At 68.8% G+C, this 17,084-nt stretch carries 20 protein-coding genes and 1 tRNA gene; 12 read left to right on the top strand and 9 right to left on the bottom strand.

The genetic code is table 11. From position 1 onward, the window contains the following. Positions 1-2: 2 nt before the first annotated feature. The gene (locus AOM45_RS17555; protein WP_030468216.1) at positions 3-800 is read left to right on the top strand and encodes an ABC transporter permease; all 798 of its coding nucleotides are present in this window, start codon (positions 3-5) and stop codon (positions 798-800) included. On the opposite strand, the gene AOM45_RS17550 is transcribed toward AOM45_RS17555, so the two are convergent. After that, positions 797-2,728 (bottom strand): bifunctional copper resistance protein CopD/cytochrome c oxidase assembly protein, encoded by a 1,932-nt coding sequence (locus AOM45_RS17550; protein WP_236703724.1) that lies wholly within the window; start codon positions 2,726-2,728, stop codon positions 797-799. The genes AOM45_RS17555 and AOM45_RS17550 overlap by 4 nt on opposite strands. 35 nt (positions 2,729-2,763) lie before the next feature. On the opposite strand from AOM45_RS17550, the gene AOM45_RS17545 reads away from it, so the two are divergent. Further along, entirely contained in the window at positions 2,764-3,279 is a 516-nt protein-coding gene (locus AOM45_RS17545; RefSeq protein WP_030468218.1) for a hypothetical protein, read from the top strand. Here the strand turns inward: AOM45_RS17545 and AOM45_RS17540 are convergent. Further along, a complete protein-coding gene (locus AOM45_RS17540) occupies positions 3,257-4,420 on the bottom strand; it encodes an MFS transporter (protein WP_030468219.1) in 1,164 nt (387 codons plus the stop codon). The two genes, AOM45_RS17545 and AOM45_RS17540, sit on opposite strands and share 23 nt — an antisense overlap. 72 nt (positions 4,421-4,492) lie before the next feature. On the opposite strand from AOM45_RS17540, the gene AOM45_RS17535 reads away from it, so the two are divergent. Beyond that, positions 4,493-5,572 (top strand): LacI family DNA-binding transcriptional regulator, encoded by a 1,080-nt coding sequence (locus AOM45_RS17535; protein ID WP_030468220.1) that lies wholly within the window; start codon positions 4,493-4,495, stop codon positions 5,570-5,572. Between the two features lie 131 nt (positions 5,573-5,703). After that, positions 5,704-5,776, top strand: a tRNA-Arg gene (locus AOM45_RS17530). A gap of 71 nt (positions 5,777-5,847) precedes the next feature. Here AOM45_RS17530 and AOM45_RS17525 read toward each other — a convergent pair. Beyond that, complete coding sequence (locus AOM45_RS17525; RefSeq protein ID WP_030468221.1) at positions 5,848-6,369, bottom strand: DUF4303 domain-containing protein; 522 nt, start codon at positions 6,367-6,369, stop codon at positions 5,848-5,850. 6 nt (positions 6,370-6,375) lie between these two features. On the opposite strand from AOM45_RS17525, the gene AOM45_RS17520 reads away from it, so the two are divergent. Further along, positions 6,376-6,783, top strand: a complete 408-nt coding sequence (locus tag AOM45_RS17520) for a hypothetical protein (RefSeq protein ID WP_156093870.1) — start codon at positions 6,376-6,378, stop codon at positions 6,781-6,783. Here the strand turns inward: AOM45_RS17520 and AOM45_RS17515 are convergent. Beyond that, on the bottom strand, positions 6,780-7,583 hold the full coding sequence (locus AOM45_RS17515; RefSeq protein WP_156093871.1) for an NmrA family NAD(P)-binding protein: 804 nt from the start codon (positions 7,581-7,583) through the stop codon (positions 6,780-6,782). The two genes, AOM45_RS17520 and AOM45_RS17515, sit on opposite strands and share 4 nt — an antisense overlap. Before the next feature lie 88 nt (positions 7,584-7,671). On the opposite strand from AOM45_RS17515, the gene AOM45_RS17510 reads away from it, so the two are divergent. Continuing rightward, on the top strand, positions 7,672-8,433 hold the full coding sequence (locus AOM45_RS17510; protein WP_030468224.1) for an AraC family transcriptional regulator: 762 nt from the start codon (positions 7,672-7,674) through the stop codon (positions 8,431-8,433). Here AOM45_RS17510 and AOM45_RS17505 read toward each other — a convergent pair. Both AOM45_RS17505 and AOM45_RS17500 read right to left on the bottom strand, forming a co-directional pair. Beyond that, complete coding sequence (locus AOM45_RS17505; RefSeq protein WP_030468225.1) at positions 8,390-9,295, bottom strand: LysR family transcriptional regulator; 906 nt, start codon at positions 9,293-9,295, stop codon at positions 8,390-8,392. The two genes, AOM45_RS17510 and AOM45_RS17505, sit on opposite strands and share 44 nt — an antisense overlap. A gap of 30 nt (positions 9,296-9,325) precedes the next feature. Next, complete coding sequence (locus tag AOM45_RS17500) at positions 9,326-9,889, bottom strand: TetR/AcrR family transcriptional regulator (RefSeq protein WP_030468226.1); 564 nt, start codon at positions 9,887-9,889, stop codon at positions 9,326-9,328. Between the two features lie 84 nt (positions 9,890-9,973). Here AOM45_RS17500 and AOM45_RS17495 point away from each other — a divergent pair, with 84 nt between their 5' ends. Continuing rightward, positions 9,974-10,603 (top strand): class I SAM-dependent methyltransferase, encoded by a 630-nt coding sequence (locus tag AOM45_RS17495; RefSeq protein WP_051783574.1) that lies wholly within the window; start codon positions 9,974-9,976, stop codon positions 10,601-10,603. Here the strand turns inward: AOM45_RS17495 and AOM45_RS17490 are convergent. Beyond that, positions 10,551-11,339 (bottom strand): DUF3152 domain-containing protein, encoded by a 789-nt coding sequence (locus AOM45_RS17490; RefSeq protein ID WP_030468228.1) that lies wholly within the window; start codon positions 11,337-11,339, stop codon positions 10,551-10,553. The genes AOM45_RS17495 and AOM45_RS17490 overlap by 53 nt on opposite strands. Before the next feature lie 80 nt (positions 11,340-11,419). Between AOM45_RS17490 and AOM45_RS17485 the strand changes: the two genes are divergently transcribed. Both AOM45_RS17485 and AOM45_RS17480 read left to right on the top strand, forming a co-directional pair. Further along, positions 11,420-12,085, top strand: a complete 666-nt coding sequence (locus AOM45_RS17485; RefSeq protein ID WP_030468229.1) for a response regulator — start codon at positions 11,420-11,422, stop codon at positions 12,083-12,085. After that, positions 12,082-13,809 (top strand): sensor histidine kinase, encoded by a 1,728-nt coding sequence (locus tag AOM45_RS17480; RefSeq protein ID WP_030468230.1) that lies wholly within the window; start codon positions 12,082-12,084, stop codon positions 13,807-13,809. Before AOM45_RS17485 ends, AOM45_RS17480 begins: the two co-directional genes overlap by 4 nt. Here AOM45_RS17480 and AOM45_RS17475 read toward each other — a convergent pair. Continuing rightward, positions 13,793-14,599, bottom strand: a complete 807-nt coding sequence (locus AOM45_RS17475) for an NAD(P)/FAD-dependent oxidoreductase (protein WP_030468231.1) — start codon at positions 14,597-14,599, stop codon at positions 13,793-13,795. The genes AOM45_RS17480 and AOM45_RS17475 overlap by 17 nt on opposite strands. A 50-nt stretch (positions 14,600-14,649) precedes the next feature. Here AOM45_RS17475 and AOM45_RS17470 point away from each other — a divergent pair, with 50 nt between their 5' ends. Both AOM45_RS17470 and AOM45_RS17465 read left to right on the top strand, forming a co-directional pair. Further along, complete coding sequence (locus tag AOM45_RS17470) at positions 14,650-15,210, top strand: helix-turn-helix domain-containing protein (RefSeq protein ID WP_035910452.1); 561 nt, start codon at positions 14,650-14,652, stop codon at positions 15,208-15,210. Between the two features lie 7 nt (positions 15,211-15,217). Further along, positions 15,218-15,493 carry a DUF2277 domain-containing protein gene (locus AOM45_RS17465; protein WP_030468233.1) on the top strand — a complete coding sequence of 92 codons (276 nt, stop codon included), beginning with the start codon at positions 15,218-15,220 and terminating at the stop codon, positions 15,491-15,493. A gap of 4 nt (positions 15,494-15,497) precedes the next feature. On the opposite strand, the gene AOM45_RS17460 is transcribed toward AOM45_RS17465, so the two are convergent. Further along, on the bottom strand, positions 15,498-15,755 hold the full coding sequence (locus AOM45_RS17460) for a hypothetical protein (protein WP_030468234.1): 258 nt from the start codon (positions 15,753-15,755) through the stop codon (positions 15,498-15,500). 285 nt (positions 15,756-16,040) lie between these two features. On the opposite strand from AOM45_RS17460, the gene AOM45_RS17455 reads away from it, so the two are divergent. Further along, positions 16,041-16,721: a hypothetical protein gene (locus AOM45_RS17455; RefSeq protein WP_236703723.1), complete on the top strand. Its 681-nt coding sequence runs from the start codon at positions 16,041-16,043 to the stop codon at positions 16,719-16,721. Positions 16,722-17,084: the final 363 nt, after the last annotated feature.

The following is a 17,084-nucleotide window of genomic DNA, read 5'->3' as shown; positions in this document are numbered from 1 at the left end:
TCATGGCGACCTTGACCTGGCACGGCAGCAGCTACCCGACACAGGTTCTCGTGCTGACCGGCCGTTCACTCAGAGCTCTGTTGCGCACGCCCGCACTGGTGTTCTTCAGCGTGTTACAGCCGTTGATCATGCTGACGCTGTTCAGCCAGATCTTCAGCAGCATCACGTCCACGGCGAACTTCCCGCCCGGCATGACCTACATCAACTACCTGCTGCCCGCGATCCTCGTGAACACCGCGATGCAGTCCTCTCTCGCGTCCGGCATCGGGCTCGTGCAGGACATGTCGAACGGTGTGCTCGCACGGTTCCGTTCGCTGCCCATCCGCCCGAGCACGGTTCTGCTGGCACGCAACCTCTCCGACGCGGTTCGCACGGCGTTCCAGCTCGTGCTGATGATCGCGTTCGGCGTGCTCGTGTTCGGCTTCCGCCCCGACGGCGGCATGGTCGGCACGCTCGCCGCCCTCGGCCTCGCTCTGGTCGTCGGATGGGCGTTGAGCTGGGTGTTCATCGCGATCGCGGCGTGGGTGCGCAAGGCGGAACTGATGCAGACCGTCGGTTTCCTGGCGATGTTCCCGCTGATGTTCGCGTCCAGCGCGTTCGTGCCGGTGGGCGGCCTGCCCGGCTGGCTGCAGGCGATCGCGAAGGTCAACCCGCTGACCTACGCGGTCGACGCCGCCCGCAGCCTCGCGCTCGCCCACCCCGTCACCGGCGTGGTCGGCGCACTGGCCACGAGCGGCGCGATCGCCGCCGTCGGCGCGTTCTTCGCGGTCCGCGGGTTCCGCAGGCCGCTGTCGCTCTAATCCTTTCCGGCCATCTTGCGGAGCATCGCGTTGTAGGCCTCGAGGTCGGCGTCGCCATCGGCGTCGGCCTTGCGGTCCAACCGCTTCGCGTCGCGGGTGTCCTGCCGCGCCCACTGCGTGAGCAGGGCGACCATGACCACCAGCAACGGCAGCTCCCCCGCCGCCCACGCGATGCCGCCGCCGAGTCGCTGGTCCTCCAGCAGGTTCTGCACCCACGGCAACGAGAGGCCGCGGTAGAACTGTTCACCGATGACGGTCTGCGAACTCATCAGCACGACACCGAAGAACGCGTGGAACGGGATCGACGCGAACAACAGCCCCAACCGGCCGAGCGGCGGCAGCTTGTTCGGTGACGGGTCAACGCCGATCACGGGCCAGTAGAAGACGTAGCCGGCGAGGATGAAGTGTGCGTTCATCGCGAGGTGCGCCCAGTGGTACGGCAGCGCAGCCTCGAACAGGCCGGAGAAGTACAGCGCGTAGAAGGACCCGACGAACAACGCCAACGCGACGAAGGGGTTCGTCAGCAGACGCGCGAACGGTGAGTGCACGAAGGCCAGCACCCACTCTCGTGACCCCGGCACTTCTTTGTTGACCGGCAACGCGCGCAACGCCAGCGTGACCGGTCCACCCAGGACGAACAGGATCGGCGTCAGCATGGACAGCACCATGTGCGCTTCCATGTGGACGCTGAACATCGCCGGCGAGTACCGCCCCATGCCCGACGACGTCGCGAAGAGCAACGAGAAACACCCGCACAGCCACGCGACCGTGCGGCCGACCGGCCACTTGTCACCGCGCTTGACGAGCCTGCGCACACCCAGGACGTACAGCAGGGCGAGCGCCAGCGCCGCCGTTCCGAAGATCAGGTCGAAGCGCCAGTCGAACAGGATCTTCGCCAGCGTGGGCGGCCCGGCCAGGTCGTACCCGATGGCGATCTCCGTGCGGCTGGGCAGTTCGGTGCTGCCCGACGGAGGAGGAGTGCGCGCCAACGCCACCGCGAGACCGATGGTGAACATCATCAGCAGCACTTCGAGGCCGGCGAGCTTGAGCAACGCGTGCGGCTTGCCGTCGACAACACCCTTCACGCCGCGTTCGCGCTGGAAGTAGCCGAAGACGCCCAACAGCAGCAGACACGCCATTTTGCCGAGCGTGAGCATGCCGTAGGTCGACGTGAAGAGGTCAACGGGAGTGATGCGCACGAACGCGTTCACCACGCCAGAGACCGCCATGACGATCCAGCAGACCAGCGCCACCTTCGAGAACCTCGTCGCGGCGAGAGGCAGGTGAGCACCGCCACGCCTGCCGTGCGCGAGCAACGCGATCAGCCCGCCCACCCACAGCACCGCGGCGACCAGGTGGAACAACAGGCTGTTCGTCGCCATGTCGTGCGAACCGCCGGACGACGAGTGACCGGTGACGGCCACCGGGACCAGCGCGAAGATCGCCAGGAACAGCAGGACCGTCGTCCATCCCCACGACAGCACCAACCGGCAGGCCAGTGCGAGCAAGCTCACGATGATCGCCGTCAGCATCCACGCCTTGGACTGCTCCAGCAGCATCGCCGTCGCGATCATCTGGCTGAGGGTGAAGGAGCCGACCGGGCGGTCGATCGCGGCGGCCGTGGTGAACGGCACCGACAGCACGGCACCGACCAGCCACACCAACGCGAACCACCCCGCGGTGCGCATCGCGGCGTAACCGTCTGCTGCGAGAGTGCCGTTCTTCTGCGGTGGCACGAGGAACGCCGCCAGCAGCAACGAGCCGATGGTCACCACCGCGCCTGTCTCAGTCAGCACGCGCACCACGAGCAGCCCTGCCGGAGGGTTGCCCGAGAGCGCGCTCAGCGCGACGGCGGCCAGCGCCGCCACCGCGAAGCCGATGACGACGAGGGGCACCAAACCCGTTCTGGTGGAGCGTTCGATTGCCACGTCCGGGAGCCTACGACCCTCTAGGGTTGCGCCGTGTGAGACGTTCTCTCCTCCTCCTGCTCACCCTGCTCGCGGTCGCCGGCTGCTCGTACCGCGTCCAGGGCGAACCTGTCGCGGCGCCGCCGCCTCCGCTCGCCATCGCGACGCCGCGCAAGACCGCCGGAGTCGACCCGTGCGGCCTGGTGACGGAGAAGGACCTCAAGCCGATCGGGACGCTGCAGGTCCAGCCCGCGCCTCGCAAGGAGATGCCGAACTCGTGCCTCTTCAGCCTGAAGGAGAGCGCGTACGTGCTGGTGGCGGTCCCCTACCGCTCGTTCGACGAGTCGAAGAACATCCAGAAGAAGGGCCAAGAGGTCGAAACGAGCAAGCACGCCACGTGGCTCAGCTGCGGCCAGCAGGAGAAGGACATGGTGTGCACGGCCACCATCGCCGTGACGCGCACCGAGTCGTTGTTGGTCGCCATCGGCATGAGCGGCGCAACGGAAGCGAAGGCACGGGACGCGCTGGAGCCGATCGGCCAGCAGGCGCTCAAACGGATGCCGACTGCCTAGCGGCCCGCCTGGCCAGCCACGTCGCCGGGATGATCAGCGCGGTGACCAGCGCCACGAACCCGAGCGACACCACGAGCGAACTGACGTGCGCCAGCCCGCCCACGATCGGCGGACCCGCGAGGAACCCCGTGTAGGCGATCGTCGTCACGAGCCCCAGCTCCCGTTCGCCACCGCTGCCGTCCGCACGCTTGCCCGTCTCGCTCGCCAGGTCCATGACCACGGGGAACGAGAACGCGAGCCCGAGGCCGGCCAGCCCGAACCCGAGGTATCCGGCGGCCGGCACAGGGACGAGAACGGCCGTTGCCAGTCCGGTCGCGGCAAGGCCACCACCCGCGGCGAGCAGGCGGTGCGGGCCGAGCGTGCGTTGAATGGGTTCGCCGAACCATCGTGCGAGCGCCATCGCGACGGAGAAGCCCGCATAGGCGTATGCACCCGCCGCGTCGCCCATGCCCCGTTCACGCACCATGAACAACGCCGACCAGTCCGCCGCCGACCCTTCCGCGATGGCACTGCACAGCGCGACGCTCGCCAACAGCCAGAGGACAGGGCTCTTGAGCACGTTTGTGCGTTCGGTGACTTCTTCCCTATGACGCTCCCCTACTCCCCCAGGGATCTTCTGCGCGATGACGGCGGTCACCAACAGACCTATGAACGCCGCCAGCAAGAAATGCCTCATGGGTGACCACTGCGCCTGAGCGGCGGCGGCGCTGCCCAACGAGCCGATGAGACCGCCGACGCTGAAGCCCGCGTGGAACTGCGGCATCAACGGCCGTTGGAGATCGCGGACGACGACGACCGCGGCGACGTTCATCGACACGTCCATCGCGGCGACACTCGCGCCCAGTGCGATGAGCGTCAATCCCAACTGCAAGGGCGACTGCGAAAGCGCGAGCACGGGCAGAAGCAACGGACTGAGGACGCTGCTCGCTATCAGCACTCCGCGCGATCCGTAGACGGCGCACACCCGTGCCGCGAGCGGCGCCGTGACGGCCAGCCCGGCACTCGCCCCGAGCAACGCCAGCCCGAGGCTGCCCACCTCCGCGCCGACCTGCTCGGCCAGCGCGGGCACGCGGGCCGCCCAGGTGCCGAAGACAGCGCCGTTCAACAGGAAGACGACGAACGTGGCCAGGCGCGGGGACATGCGTTCCAGCATGACTGAAGCGCTTCAGCCGCGCCAGTGATTTGGGTGCGATCTGTCGCATACGATGCTTTCGTGGACTCCGATCGCCGACGCCGGCCGACGCTGGACACCGTCGCCGCAGCGGTCGGGGTTTCCAGGGCAACGGTGTCGAACGCGTACAACCGTCCCGATCAGCTCTCGTCGTCGTTGCGCGAACGCATCCTCGAGACGGCGCGCTCTCTGGGCTATGCGGGCCCTGACCCCGTTGCACGCTCTCTGGCCACACGGTCGTCGGCAGCCGTGGGCTTCATGCTGCCGCAGGGCCTGTCCGGCGCGTTCTCGGATCCGGCGCTGTCGATCGTGCTCGACGGCCTGGCGTCGACCGTCGACGGCCACGACCACAGCCTGGTCCTGATGCCGGGCGACGCCACGGGCGGCCCGCGCCCCTCGATCGTGACGCGAGCCCAGGCCGACGTGATGGTGGCGTACTCGCTGCCGGACTCGGCCCCCGCACTGGACGCGGTGGCCGCCCGCGGACTCCCGTTGGTGGTCATCGACCAGCCGGTGCTGCCCGGCACGGCACGAGTCGAGGTGCAGGACCACGAGGGCGCATCGCTCGCCGCGGCACACCTGCTCGGCTTGGGACACACCCGCTTCGGCGTTCTGACGTTCGCACTGCACCCGGACGGAGCAACCGGCCCCGTGTCGGCCGAGCGCCGTTCGGACGTGGGCTTTCGCGTCAGCCGCGACCGACTCGGCGGCTACCTCGACACTTTGGAAAAAGGCGGGGTGCGACCGGACAATGTTCCGGTGTGGGAGGCGCGCGGCAGTGATCGCGAACTCGGACGTCTAGGCGCGCGGTGGTTGCTCACCCGCGAGCCGCGCCCGAGCGCCCTGCTGTGCGCGTCGGACCAACTGGCGTTCGGCGCCCTCCAAGCGGCCCGCGACCTGAACCTGACCGTCCCGCGCGACCTTTCCGTGGTCGGCTTCGACGATGTGCCTGAAGCGGCCTACAGCGACCCGCCACTGACTACCGTGCGTCAACCCCTGGCCGACAAGGGTCGCCGAGCCGGCGAGCTGGCGCTGAAATTACTGGCCGGCGGCAGACCGCCGCGGCCGACGAGACTCGACGTTTCTCTCGTGGAGAGAGCCTCAACGGCCCCACGGACGTGACCCTCATCACGTTTAGACTGTTTTCGTCACCCGTTTGGACGTAGGGCGGAAACAGTCGATCGTCTTCGGACGATGTGTCCGGTGGGGGCGCCAGGCGACCACGATTCGTGGCCGTCTCCGAACCCCCTCCAGCCTCTGTAGCTCAGTGGAGAGAGCGAGGGACTTCTAATCCCGAGGTCGCAGGTTCGAATCCTGCCAGGGGCGCTGGAACGAATGGCCGCTGACCTGCACAGACAGGTCAGCGGCCTTCTTCGTTCCGTGGCTCTTGAACAGGTCTAGGTCCAGTAGGCCAGCCAAGCGTCCAGCGCCGGCCCCGGCGGGTTGAGCCGACGAGCCCTGGCAGCGGTGTTCTCCTCGTCGTCAGGAACGACCTCGACCAGGACCAGCACGCCCGCGCGAGCCTCGCCGACACCGAACAGCCCTTCGTCAGACAGCCTCTGCAGCGCCGTCTCCATCGCGCGCAGGCGAAGATCGAACTCCGCCTCGGACACGTCGTCGTAGTCGATGGCGAACACCTCGGGCCGCGCGGCGAACAGTTCGCGGACCGGCTTCAGGTGCTCCTCGCCCACGATCGAGAACGGCGAATCGGCGTAGGAGTAGCGAACGTCGTCGGCGTCCGTTCTCTGCGCCAGCGCCTCGTACGACCACGCCGACAGCGCCGGGCCGAACGCCTCGCCGGGCGTGGTCAGCGTGATGAAGTAGAACGTGTGACCTGGGTTGTCGCGGAACAGGTCCATGACGGCCGCACGAACGGCCGTGGTCAACGCATCCGCGAGGTCCGCTTCGGTCGGAATCATCAGGGCATGGAACCACGCCGGGACGCGCACGGCTGGTTACCCTGCCGCGTGGACAAGACGCGGTTGGGCATCGGGCTCGTCATCACTGTTCTGGTCGTGCAGACGCTCGCCGGCCTGCTCTGGAGCCCCGACGCGACGCTGACCGGGGTCGCGCTCGCGTTCAACGCCGTCGCCGCTGTGTCCACCGTGCTCCTGGCCAGGCGGGGCGGGCGGGCCGGGTGGGTCGTGGCCGGGTGGTGTGCCGGGTTCTTCGGGTGGCACGTGCTCGGGCTCGGCGAGTTGGCCGGGTGGTGGGCGACCGGGCTGGAGGCGGCCTTCGTCGTGGGCTCGCTGTACCAGCTCTCGGTCGTCTACCAGGCGGTCATGGCCACGGCGGCCGGGTTTGCCGTGCACCTGTTGTTGCCTCGGCGCTAGAACCGGGCGGTGGCCACGTAGGTGTCGAAGCTGGTGGCCGGGCGGCCCAGCAGGCGGCTCACGTCGTCGGTCGGGGTGGCCAGCCGGCCGCGGCGCATGCCGTCGAACATCTCGTTCAGCTCGGCGGCCACCTGTTCCGGGACTCCCTGGGAGAGCAGGAGGTTCCGGTACTCCTCCGGGGTGAGGCGGACCAGTTCTGCTGGGAGGCCGCTGGCCGTGGAGATCTTGGCCAGGGCCGCGGTGAACGTGATGGCTTCCGGGCCGGTGAGGGTGTAGGTCTGGCCGTTGTGGTCGTCGGTGGTCAGGGCGAGTGCTGCCACGTCGGCCACGTCCTGGACGTCCACGAACGGTTCCGGGGTGTCGTCGACCGGGAGGGACAGGCGGCTGGCGCGGATCTCGGGGTGCCAGACGTCCTCGGAGAAGTTCTGGTTGAAGTTGTTGGCGCGCAGGATGGTCCAGGGCAGGGTGCTGGCCCGGACCGCTTTCTCGGCGGCGTGCATGCCCTGGAAGAACTCCTCGGGCGTTTCGTCGAGGCCTCGGCCCGAGAGCAGGACCAGGCGTTGGACGCCGGACGACTCTGCCAGTTCCACGAACGGGGCTGCCCTCCGCGGGTCTTCCGGCGCGATCACGTAGGCCGCGTGGGTGCCGTGCACGAACGGTTTCCACGTCGTGGGGTCGTTCCAGTCGAAGCCGGTGGCACGGGAAGCGCTGCGGACCTCGGCGTCTGAGGATTCCAGGGTGCGGACAACGCGACGGCCCGTCTTGCCGGTGGCGCCGAGGACCAGGATCTCTTGTGTCATGCACTGCAGCCAACCCGGCATCGTGGGCGGCGGACATGGCCGAGAGTTCATCGATGATGTTCGATCGTCCGGACGTATCGTGTGAGGCATGGAGCCGTTCGACGAACTGCTGCGCGGGGTGCGCGCGGATGGGGCCGGGGTGCGCCGGGTCGAGATGGCCGGGACGCGGGTGTTGTCCGGGCTCACGTTGTACGCGGTGGCGTCGGGCGAGGTCACGGTGCTGGGCGAGACCGCGAAGGCCGGGGACATCGTCGTGGTGCAGGAATCCGTTGTCGCGGAAGGACGTGCGACGGTGGTCAGCGGGACGTACGAGGTCACGGGGGCCGTGGCGCGGCGGCTGACGGCAGTGTTGCCGGATGCGCTCGTGGCTCCGGGGACCGACGAGTGCGCTGCGTTCTATTCGGCTGTGGGAACCGGTGGGCCCGGGGTGGTGACGGATCGGTTGCTGGACTGGCTGATGGTGTGTGCGCTGCGGGAGTGGTTCGACCGCGAACATAGCTCCGGGTGGCTCGCGGCACGGGCGGACGCGGTGGTCGGACCGGCCCTCGAAGCGATGCACGCGCAGCCGGGGAAGGCGTGGACCCTCGCCTTGCTGGCCAAGGAGGCCGGGGTGTCGCGGACGACGCTCACCGGGCGGTTCGCCAGGCTGGTCGGGGTGCCGCCGCTGACCTACCTGACCGAGTGGCGGATGACCGTGGCGGCCGATCTGCTCGCCGACCCGTCGCGGACGGTGGCAGCGGTGGCGCGGCAGGTCGGGTACGCGGACGCGTTCGGGTTCAGCGCCGCGTTCAAGCGCGTGCACGGGTTCAGCCCGAGCGAGTGCCGCAGCCGGTGCGCCGCGAGCGCGTGACGTCCAGGCAGCAGCGGACGAAGTCGGCCACCACGTCGCCCGCGTCCGGGAGCCACGCCACGGCCACCTCACTGGGGCTCACGCCGGTCACCGGCACGTAGACCACGTCCGGTCTGGCGTGGAACCGGGACGCGCACGCCGGCACCAGCGCGATGCCGTGGCCGTCGGCGATCGCGCTCAGGAACTCGTCCGGCCGCTCCGTGACGGCACCGACGCGGACCTCGCGACCGTCCCGTTCGGACAGAGCCAGCCAGTGCTCGCGCCAGGTTCCCTCGAGCGACGGGGCGACGATCACCGGTTCGTCCCACAGTTCCGGGAAGGCGATCTCGTCACGTCCGGCCAGCGGATGCGCGGAAGGCAAGGCGGCGCAACGAGGTTCGGTGAACAGCGGGCGCACCTCGAACGACTCCTGACCGGGAAAGGGCAGGCGCAGCAAGGCGACCGGCACCTCCTCCGCACCCAGGCCCGCCGTCGGGTCCGACCACGACGCCTGCCTCAGATCGACCTGCCACCCCGGCCTCAGCCTGCCGAACGACGTGACGATGTCCTGCGTCGCGTCGTTCGCCGCGCTGATGAGGAATCCGACGCGCAGCACGCGCGCCGCGCTCCTGGTCTGACTCACCGCGGCGTCCCAGTCCGCGAGCACCGGCGGCACGCGCGCGGCGAGGGCGTGACCGGCGTCCGTCAGCGTCATTCCGGTGCTGGACCTGGTGAACAGCCGCACACCCAGCTGCGACTCGAGGTGTTTGAGCTGTTTGGTCAACGACGGTTGCGACACGAACAGCCGATGCGCGGCGCGCGTGAGGTTGCCCTCCTCTGCGATGGCGGCGAAGTACCTCAGCAGCCTCGTGTCCACGTCCATCCGGTCAGGCTATGGAGACGGACATCAACATCAAGTGAGCACACGGCCGAGTTGGTGGTCCACCAACGCTTCCGCGGCCTTCGGTGACACCTGACCCATCAACACCTGAAGCATCAGCCCGTCGGCGAACGCCAGCAGCGCCGCGGCGTCCTGCTCCGGATCACCGCCCGGACGCACGGCGCCGATCATCCCCGCCAGCCACGCCACCATCTCGCCGTGGCCCTGGCGCAACGGTTCCGCGACGCGCGGTTCGACCACGGCGTGCGCGAGGAACGCCGCGAGCACCGGCGCCTCCGCACGAGCCGCGGGGCTCAACGGCAGCAGCTCCAGCAGGATCGCGCGCAGGTACCGCGCCGGGTCGTCCGAGAAGACCGCGCCGAGGCGGGCGGCGACGCGTTCGCTGATCATCTCGAACGCGAACATCAGCATCTCGTCCTTGGTCGCGAAGTAGTGCTGGACGCGCCCCATCGACACGTCCGCCTCGGCGGCCACGTGACGCAGGCTCACGGCGTCCAGGCCACGCGCGGCGATCAACCGGCACACGGCGTCACCGATCTGGCGCCGGCGCTCGTCGTGGTCCACCTGCTTCGGCATGCGACATCTCCAATGCGATCGCATTGCATCCTAGCTGCACCCTGTTTTACGATGCGATCGCATTGCAAAACGAAGGGGGACGCCATGCAGCTCTGGGACTTCGCCGCACTCACCTACTACCGCGTGCTCGACCGGTTCTCCGGAAAGCTCAACGCGCTGGCGATCGCCGAACTGGACCTGAAACCCGGCGAGGCCGTGCTCGACATCGGGTGCGGCACCGGGGCGTTGATCCCCGCCCTCGTCGAAGCCGTTGGGCCGCAAGGACGTGTGGTCGCGATGGACTTCAGCCCGCGCATGGTCGCCATCGCCAGGAAGCGGGCGGCGAACGTCGATGTGCGGCAGGCCGACGCGTGCACCACCGACCACGGGGCCGGGCAGTTCGACGCAGCGGTCGCGCTCGGGGCGTTCAGCGCGATGCCGGACGTGCCGGCGGCGATCGCCAACGCGGCGGACGCGCTCAAGCCGGGTGGGCGGTTGTTCGTGTTCGACGTGCGGCTCGCCAAGAAGACCTGGACCACGAAGCTCCTGCGCACGGGCTACCGGCTGATCGCGGGCTTCAGCGGCGCCGACGTCGTCACCGAGCTCAGGAAGGTGTTCGGGCACGTGGAACCGGTGTTCGCGGTCGAGGGCGAGACCACGACGGTGGTCGTGGCCCGCAAGGTCACGGATACGGCCACCCGTTCGGCGTGCACACCTTCCCGTCCTGCGGAATGACCGCGCCCTGTGGCACGCCCTGAGTGATGCGCACGATCTCGTCGTTCGCCACGCTGAACGTCTGCTGCATCATGACCGGCGCCGGACCGCCCTCCACCTCGCACGGGCGGTGTCCCTGGCCGAACGCGTGGCCGACCTCGTGGTTGACCATGTACCGGCGGTACGAGGTCAGGTCGGGCAGGAAGGCGACGGCGCCGCGGAACCAGCGGGCGGCGCTCAGGAACACCAGGTTGCCGTTGCGGCACGAGACGTCCACCGGGATCTCGTAGCCGCACACGGCGCGTGCGGTCTGCTGCGAGGTCAACCTGATGCGCACCGACGCCGGGCCAGAGACACGTTGTACCGAACGCTCGCCTTTCGCTGTCCAGCCGCGCGGATCTGCCAGCGTGGCGTCGACGAACGACGCGAAAGCCTGCTCGTCGACCGTGACGCCGTCTTCGACCTCGACGGCGTAGGTGCGCAACGGGCCGGTGCCGACGACCGGTCCCGAGCCGGGGACGACGTGAAAGCTGGCGGCTCCGGTGGCGGGGAAGTCGGGGCCGTCGGGCAGGTCCGAACTGGACGCGTAGACGCGCGGCGGCGATGGGGGCGGTGGGATCGGCGAAGGCGCGGCGGAAGAAGACGGCGGCGGAGCGGTGGTCGGCGCGGCCGCCGGAGATGTCTCACCTGCCAGTTGCGAGGTGGTCAGCAGGAGCGCCGTCAGTGCGACAGCCCCCAGAACCAGGTGCACCTTCATGACCGCAACGCTCGCCGGAACTGATGAAGAACCTGTTTACGTCCCGCTTGACTGTCGTGAAGACCTGCATACTTCGAACTGTGTGTGCACACATCCTCGTCGCCGAGGACAACGTTCACCAGGCGGAGCTCGTGCGCCGGTACCTCGAGCACGACGGGCATTCCGTGGTGGTCGTCCACGACGGGCGGGCCGCGATCGACGAGACCCGGCGGCGCAACCCCGACCTGCTGGTGCTGGACGTGATGATGCCGCTGGTGGACGGGATCGACGTGATGCGGGCCGTCCGCACCGAGTCGGACGTGCCGATCGTGCTGCTCACCGCGAGGTCCACCGAGGACGACGTGCTGCTCGGGTTCGACCTGGGCGCGGACGACTACATCACCAAACCGTTCCGGCCCAGGCAGATGGTGGCGCGGGTGCGGACGATTCTGCGACGCACCGGGCGTGCGCGTGAGACCAGCGCGACCGTGCTCAAGGTCGGCGGCCTGACGGTCGATCCGATCCGGCACGAGGTGCGCATCGACGACGAGCTGGTGAGCCTCACGCCCGCGGAGTTCCGGTTGCTGGCGAAGATGGCCGCGCAGCCGCACCGGGTGTTCACGCGCGAACAGCTGCTGGACGACGGGTTCATCACGGCACGGACGGTCGACGTGCACATGATGAAGCTGCGCCGCAAGATCGAGCAGGATCCGCGCCGGCCGGAACGACTGCTCACCGTCTACGGCATCGGGTACAAGCTGGTATGAAGAGCCTCCTGGTCCGGTTCTTCCTGTTCTCCCTGGTGATCGCGGCGTGCTCGATCGCGGTGACGGCGTGGCTCGCCAGCCAGGCGACCACCGGCGCGATCCGGCAGGAGCAGGGTGAAGCGCTCGCCACGGACGCGCAGATCTACGACGGGCTGCTGAAGGCGGCGGCCACGCACCGGAGCTGGGCCGCCGCCAAGTCCGAAGTGGACGATCTGGCGCGGGCGTTCAGCCGGCGCATCGCGCTGACCGACCGCAACGGCAAACCGTTGCTGGACACCGGCAACGCGAGTTCTCCACCACTGCCCGTCAACCCGAAGGTGTCGGTCGACCCGCTCAACGTCGACTCGTGGCTCAAGCCGGGTGCGGGCAAGATCGACCCGAGAGCGGTCGGACCGTTCATGCTCACCGACGACGAGCACGCCAAGTTGCGGAGCTACGCGGACCGGTTGTTGCAGTGCAACGACAAGATCACCATCGTGGAGCAGCCCAACCGCAGGCCGCGGCTCGCGAGCGACGAGCCTGGCAACCTGTCCCAGTGGGAGGACTGCACGGTGGGCGACCAGCTCTACACGCTGACGCCGACCGAGACAGCCGCCTACGCCGAGCTGCACGGCCTGTTCGAGGGGTGCATCAGCCGGCTGCCCCAGACCTACCGGTTCGCGCCGAAGGACGGGCCGATCCCACTCGACTGGGAGATCACGGTCGTCAAGTACTCGGATCCCCCGGTCGCGGAGTGCATGGACACCGCGCGCCGCGAGCAGCTGCGACCGTGGGTGGCCGAGTACGCGCACGCGTTCATCACCGAACCGACCGGTGCCGGACCGCAGACGATCGACCTGTCGACGACCGGGACCAAGCGGATCATCCTGGTGGCGCTGGGAATTCTCGCGCTGGCCGGGTTCGCGTCCTGGATCACCGCGACGCAGCTGGTCCGGCCGATCCGGGCGTTGACCACCGCCACCAGGCGCACCGCCGAGGGCGATCGGACCGTGCGCGTCGACGGCGGCGCGGGCGAGATCGGCGAGCTGGCGAAGTCGTTCAACGCGATGTCCGAGAAGCTCGCCGAGACCGAACGGCAGCGGCAGGCCATGGTGAGCGATGTGGCGCACGAGCTGCGCACGCCGTTGGGCAACATCACCGGCTGGCTGGAGGCGACGCAGGACGGGCTGGCCGAGCCGGACCCGCACCTGATCGCCATGCTGCTGGAGGAATCCCTTCTCCTGCAACGACTCGTGGACGACCTGCACGACCTGGCGCAGGCCGACGCGGGCACGTTGCGGCTGCACCCCGAACCGATCGCACTCGACGACGTCGTGGAGCAGGTCGTGAACTCCCAGCAGAACCGCGAGATCCTGCTGCGGGCGGAGACCACGCCGGTGCACCTCAGCGCGGACCCGGTGCGGCTGCGCCAGGCGCTCGGCAACCTCGTCGCCAACGCCGTCCGCTACACCCCGCCTGGCGGCGAGGTCGTCGTGAAGCTCTTCCAGGAGCAGGGCAACGCGGTTCTCGAGGTCGCCGACACCGGTACGGGCATCGCCCCGGACGACCTGCCGCACGTGTTCGACAGGTTCTGGCGTGCCGACAAGTCCCGCAGCCGCCGCACGGGCGGCAGCGGACTCGGCCTCGCGATCACGCGGCACCTGGTGGAGGCGCACGGCGGCACGGTGTCGGTGACCAGCGAGCTCGGCCGCGGTTCGGTGTTCCGGATCAGCCTGCCGCTGTGACCAGGTCCATGTTGATCATTCCGGCCGCCTGGGCGCCCTGGGCGGCGGCGACGATCACGATGGCCGCCGGGTCCGTGACGTTGCCTGCTGCGTAGACACCAGGCACGCTCGTGCGGCCCTTTCCATCCGTGCGCACGAACGGACCGACTGGTGTCTTCTCGGTTTCCGCACCCAACGCCAGCAGGAACTCGTCCCGCGGTTTGACCGGTGCGGAGTACACGAGCGCGTCGGCCGGAATGCGGTCGGAACCGGAGATCACCGCGACGAGCCGGTCGTCCTCCACCTCGATGCCGTCCACCGACGGAACGTGCGTGACGTCGTCCGACCACTGCCGGACCAGCGCGACCTTCATCTCCTCGCCGAACACCGCGAGCTTCTGGTCGCGGACCTCGTAGCCGTGGCAGTACGGGCAGCTGAAGACGTCGCGTCCCCAGCGCTCGCGCAGGTGGTCCGGCACCTCGTCGACCAGACCTGTCGCGAACAGCAGGCGCTGGGCGTGCACCGTGCGTTCGGACAACTCGACGGCGAACCCGTCGTCCGTCTTGGTCACGCGGGTGACCGTGTCGTTGACGATCTCTCCGCCGTAGCCCTCGACCTCGGCGCGACCGTGCTTGAGCAGGTCCAACGGCGAGAGCCCGTCACGAGAGAGGTAGTTGTGCATGTGCGCGGCCGGTTTGTTGCGCGGCTCGGCACCGTCGACCACGAGCACCCTGCGGCGCGCCCTGGTCAGCACCAGAGCGGCGCTGAGTCCGGCCGCTCCCCCACCGATGATCACTACTTCGTGTCCCATGGCTCAACAGTGCGGTCGACAGTCCAGTTTTGGCAAAGTATGTTGCCGTTATGGCAACAACCGTGGGACAACGGCTCGCCGCGCTGCGAGCCGAGCACGACCTGACGCTGGCGACGTTGTCCGAGATGACGGGCATCTCGAAGTCGACGCTGTCGCGCCTGGAGACCGACCAGCGCAAGCCGACGCTGGAGCTGCTGCTGCCGTTGTCGCGGACCTACCAGGTGACGCTGGACGACCTGGTCGGAGCGCCCGAGGTGGGTGATCCGCGCGTCGCGATGAAGCCGCGCGAGCTCGACCACGGCCGCGTCGGCATCCCGTTGACGCGCTCGATCGGCCCGCTGCAGGCGTGGAAGATGATCCTCAGCGACGCCGAGCTGCACGAGCCGCGCGTGCACGAGGGCTACGAGTGGTTCTACGTGCTGAGCGGACGGATCCGGCTGCGGCTCGGCGACAAGGAGGTCGTGCTGCGGGCGGGCGAGGTGGCCGAGTTCGACTGCCGTCAGCCGCACGCGCTCAGCAGCGCGGACGGCCGGCCCGCCGAGATCATCAGCCTGTTCGGCAAGCAGGGAGAACGCATCCACACCCGCGCGGCGCCGCCCAACAGGTCATAGTGGAGGCATGTGCCGAAACATCCGGGTGCTCCACAACTTCGAACCGCCTGCCACGTCCGACGAGGTGCAGGCCGCGGCGCTGCAGTACGTGCGGAAGGTGAGCGGGGCGGCGAAACCGTCGGCGGCAAACCAGGCCGCGTTCGACCAGGCCGTCGCGGCGGTGGCGGCGGCGACGCAGGAACTGCTCGACGCGCTGGTGACGACCGCGCCGCCGAAGGACCGCGAGATCGAGGCCGCGAAGGCGAAGGCACGCGCGGCGGAGCGGTACGGGCGGACGGGCTGACCGCTCAGTGGCGGACGCGGGTGTCCAGGTACATGCAGATGAGCTTGGCCGCGATGCCCGCGGAACCGACGATGAAGGCCTGGTCAGGCCCCAGCGTCACGGCGATGGCCCACAGCAGCAGGGCGATCAGCACGAGGATGACCGTGACCTGGGCCGCGTGCGGCCACTGGTCGGGGTGGACGAGCCACCTCGTCGGCTGCCGCGGCTGCGGAACCTCGACGTCACCCGCTCTATCGGGTGAACGCTCCGCCTTGACCGCCATCGTGCTCCCTCGCCGTGTTCTTCCTGACGGGTTCCATTCTCCTGAGTTGATCTTCTACGGAGTGTGACTTCCGACTGCCGTGCGGTGAGCGTTCAGTGAGCGTCGGCGAACGGCAGACGAACGGTCATCCATGCGATCAGCAGCCAGTCCATCACCGTCCGCTCACCGATTGAGGCCGAAGTCGCAACTGTGAGTGCCACCCGTTCGGTTGAATGTTCAACTCTCTGTGACGGTTAGCCCGTTCGGCGCAGTCCCGTTTTTGTCAGACCCCTCGGATAACGTCAGGTGAAGAGAGCGGTACGAGGGGAGAAAGCGTTGCCGGACAACAACGTCAGCGTCACCGCACTGTCGTTCACCGAGTACGTCATGAGCGGCCAGCGTGGACGCATCAACATCGTCTCCGAGCAGCGGGGGATGTACCTGGCCTCCGACACGAGGGTCTGCGGGTTCTACAACCCGATCCGCGACGCCATGCGCCGAGCGGTCAACTCCACCGAACCTGAACTGGAGCTGAAGAAGGCGGTCATGAACGCCAACCGGACGGGGCAGCCGCGGGCGTTCGAGGAGATCGCCGACGGTTTCCTGCCCTGGCTGGCGTCGTTCAAGGCGACCGGCGTGCCGGTGGAGGGGGCCACCTACCGCGCCGGCGAGCTCACCCTGAAGGTCCGTCCGCACCTGGGGCTGCGCAAGAAGGACGGATCGACCTACGCGGTGCTCGTGCACACCAAGGAGACGCCGCTGACCAGGGAGGCGGCGAACGTCGGGCTGCGGATCCTGCAGCACACGATCGCGGACACGCTGCCGGGCGCCACGCCGATGATCCTCGATGTGCGGCGCGGCAAGGCGTACCAGATGCCCGCGCGGACGAACCTCGGGAAGCTGGACGTGCTCATCGCGGCCGAGGCCATGGGGTACGTGACGCACTGGAAGCTGTCGGGGCTGTTCGAGTCGGTTCACGCCGTGTAGGGGGCGGTGGGCGACGCGGCCCGCCTGGGGGGTCGGGCCGCGTCGTCGTCACCGGGGAGGCGTGGTCATCGGGGAGACGGCGTCATCGGGGAAGCGTCGTCATCGGGGAAGCGTCGTCATCGGGGAAGCGTCGTCATCGGGGAAGCGTCGTCATCGGGGAAGTTGCGGCTCGGAGGTTTGCGGCTCGGAGGTTTGCGGCGGCGCCGGCGGGAGGCGGCGGCGCGAAGGTTGCGACGGCGCCGGCGGGAGGCGGCAGCGCAGAGGTTTGCGCGGCACCGGGAAGGCGGCGGCCGGAGATGTTGGGGTCGCTGACGGTGCGGACAACCTCGTGGGGAAGCTGACTCGGGGGTGGGCGACGAGGCC

The sequence above is a fragment of the Lentzea aerocolonigenes genome, assembly GCF_000974445.1.
Classification (GTDB): Bacteria; Actinomycetota; Actinomycetes; order Mycobacteriales; family Pseudonocardiaceae; genus Lentzea; species Lentzea aerocolonigenes.
Note: the sequence above shows the minus strand (reverse complement) of the source record. Positions and strands in the feature narration are given on the sequence as shown.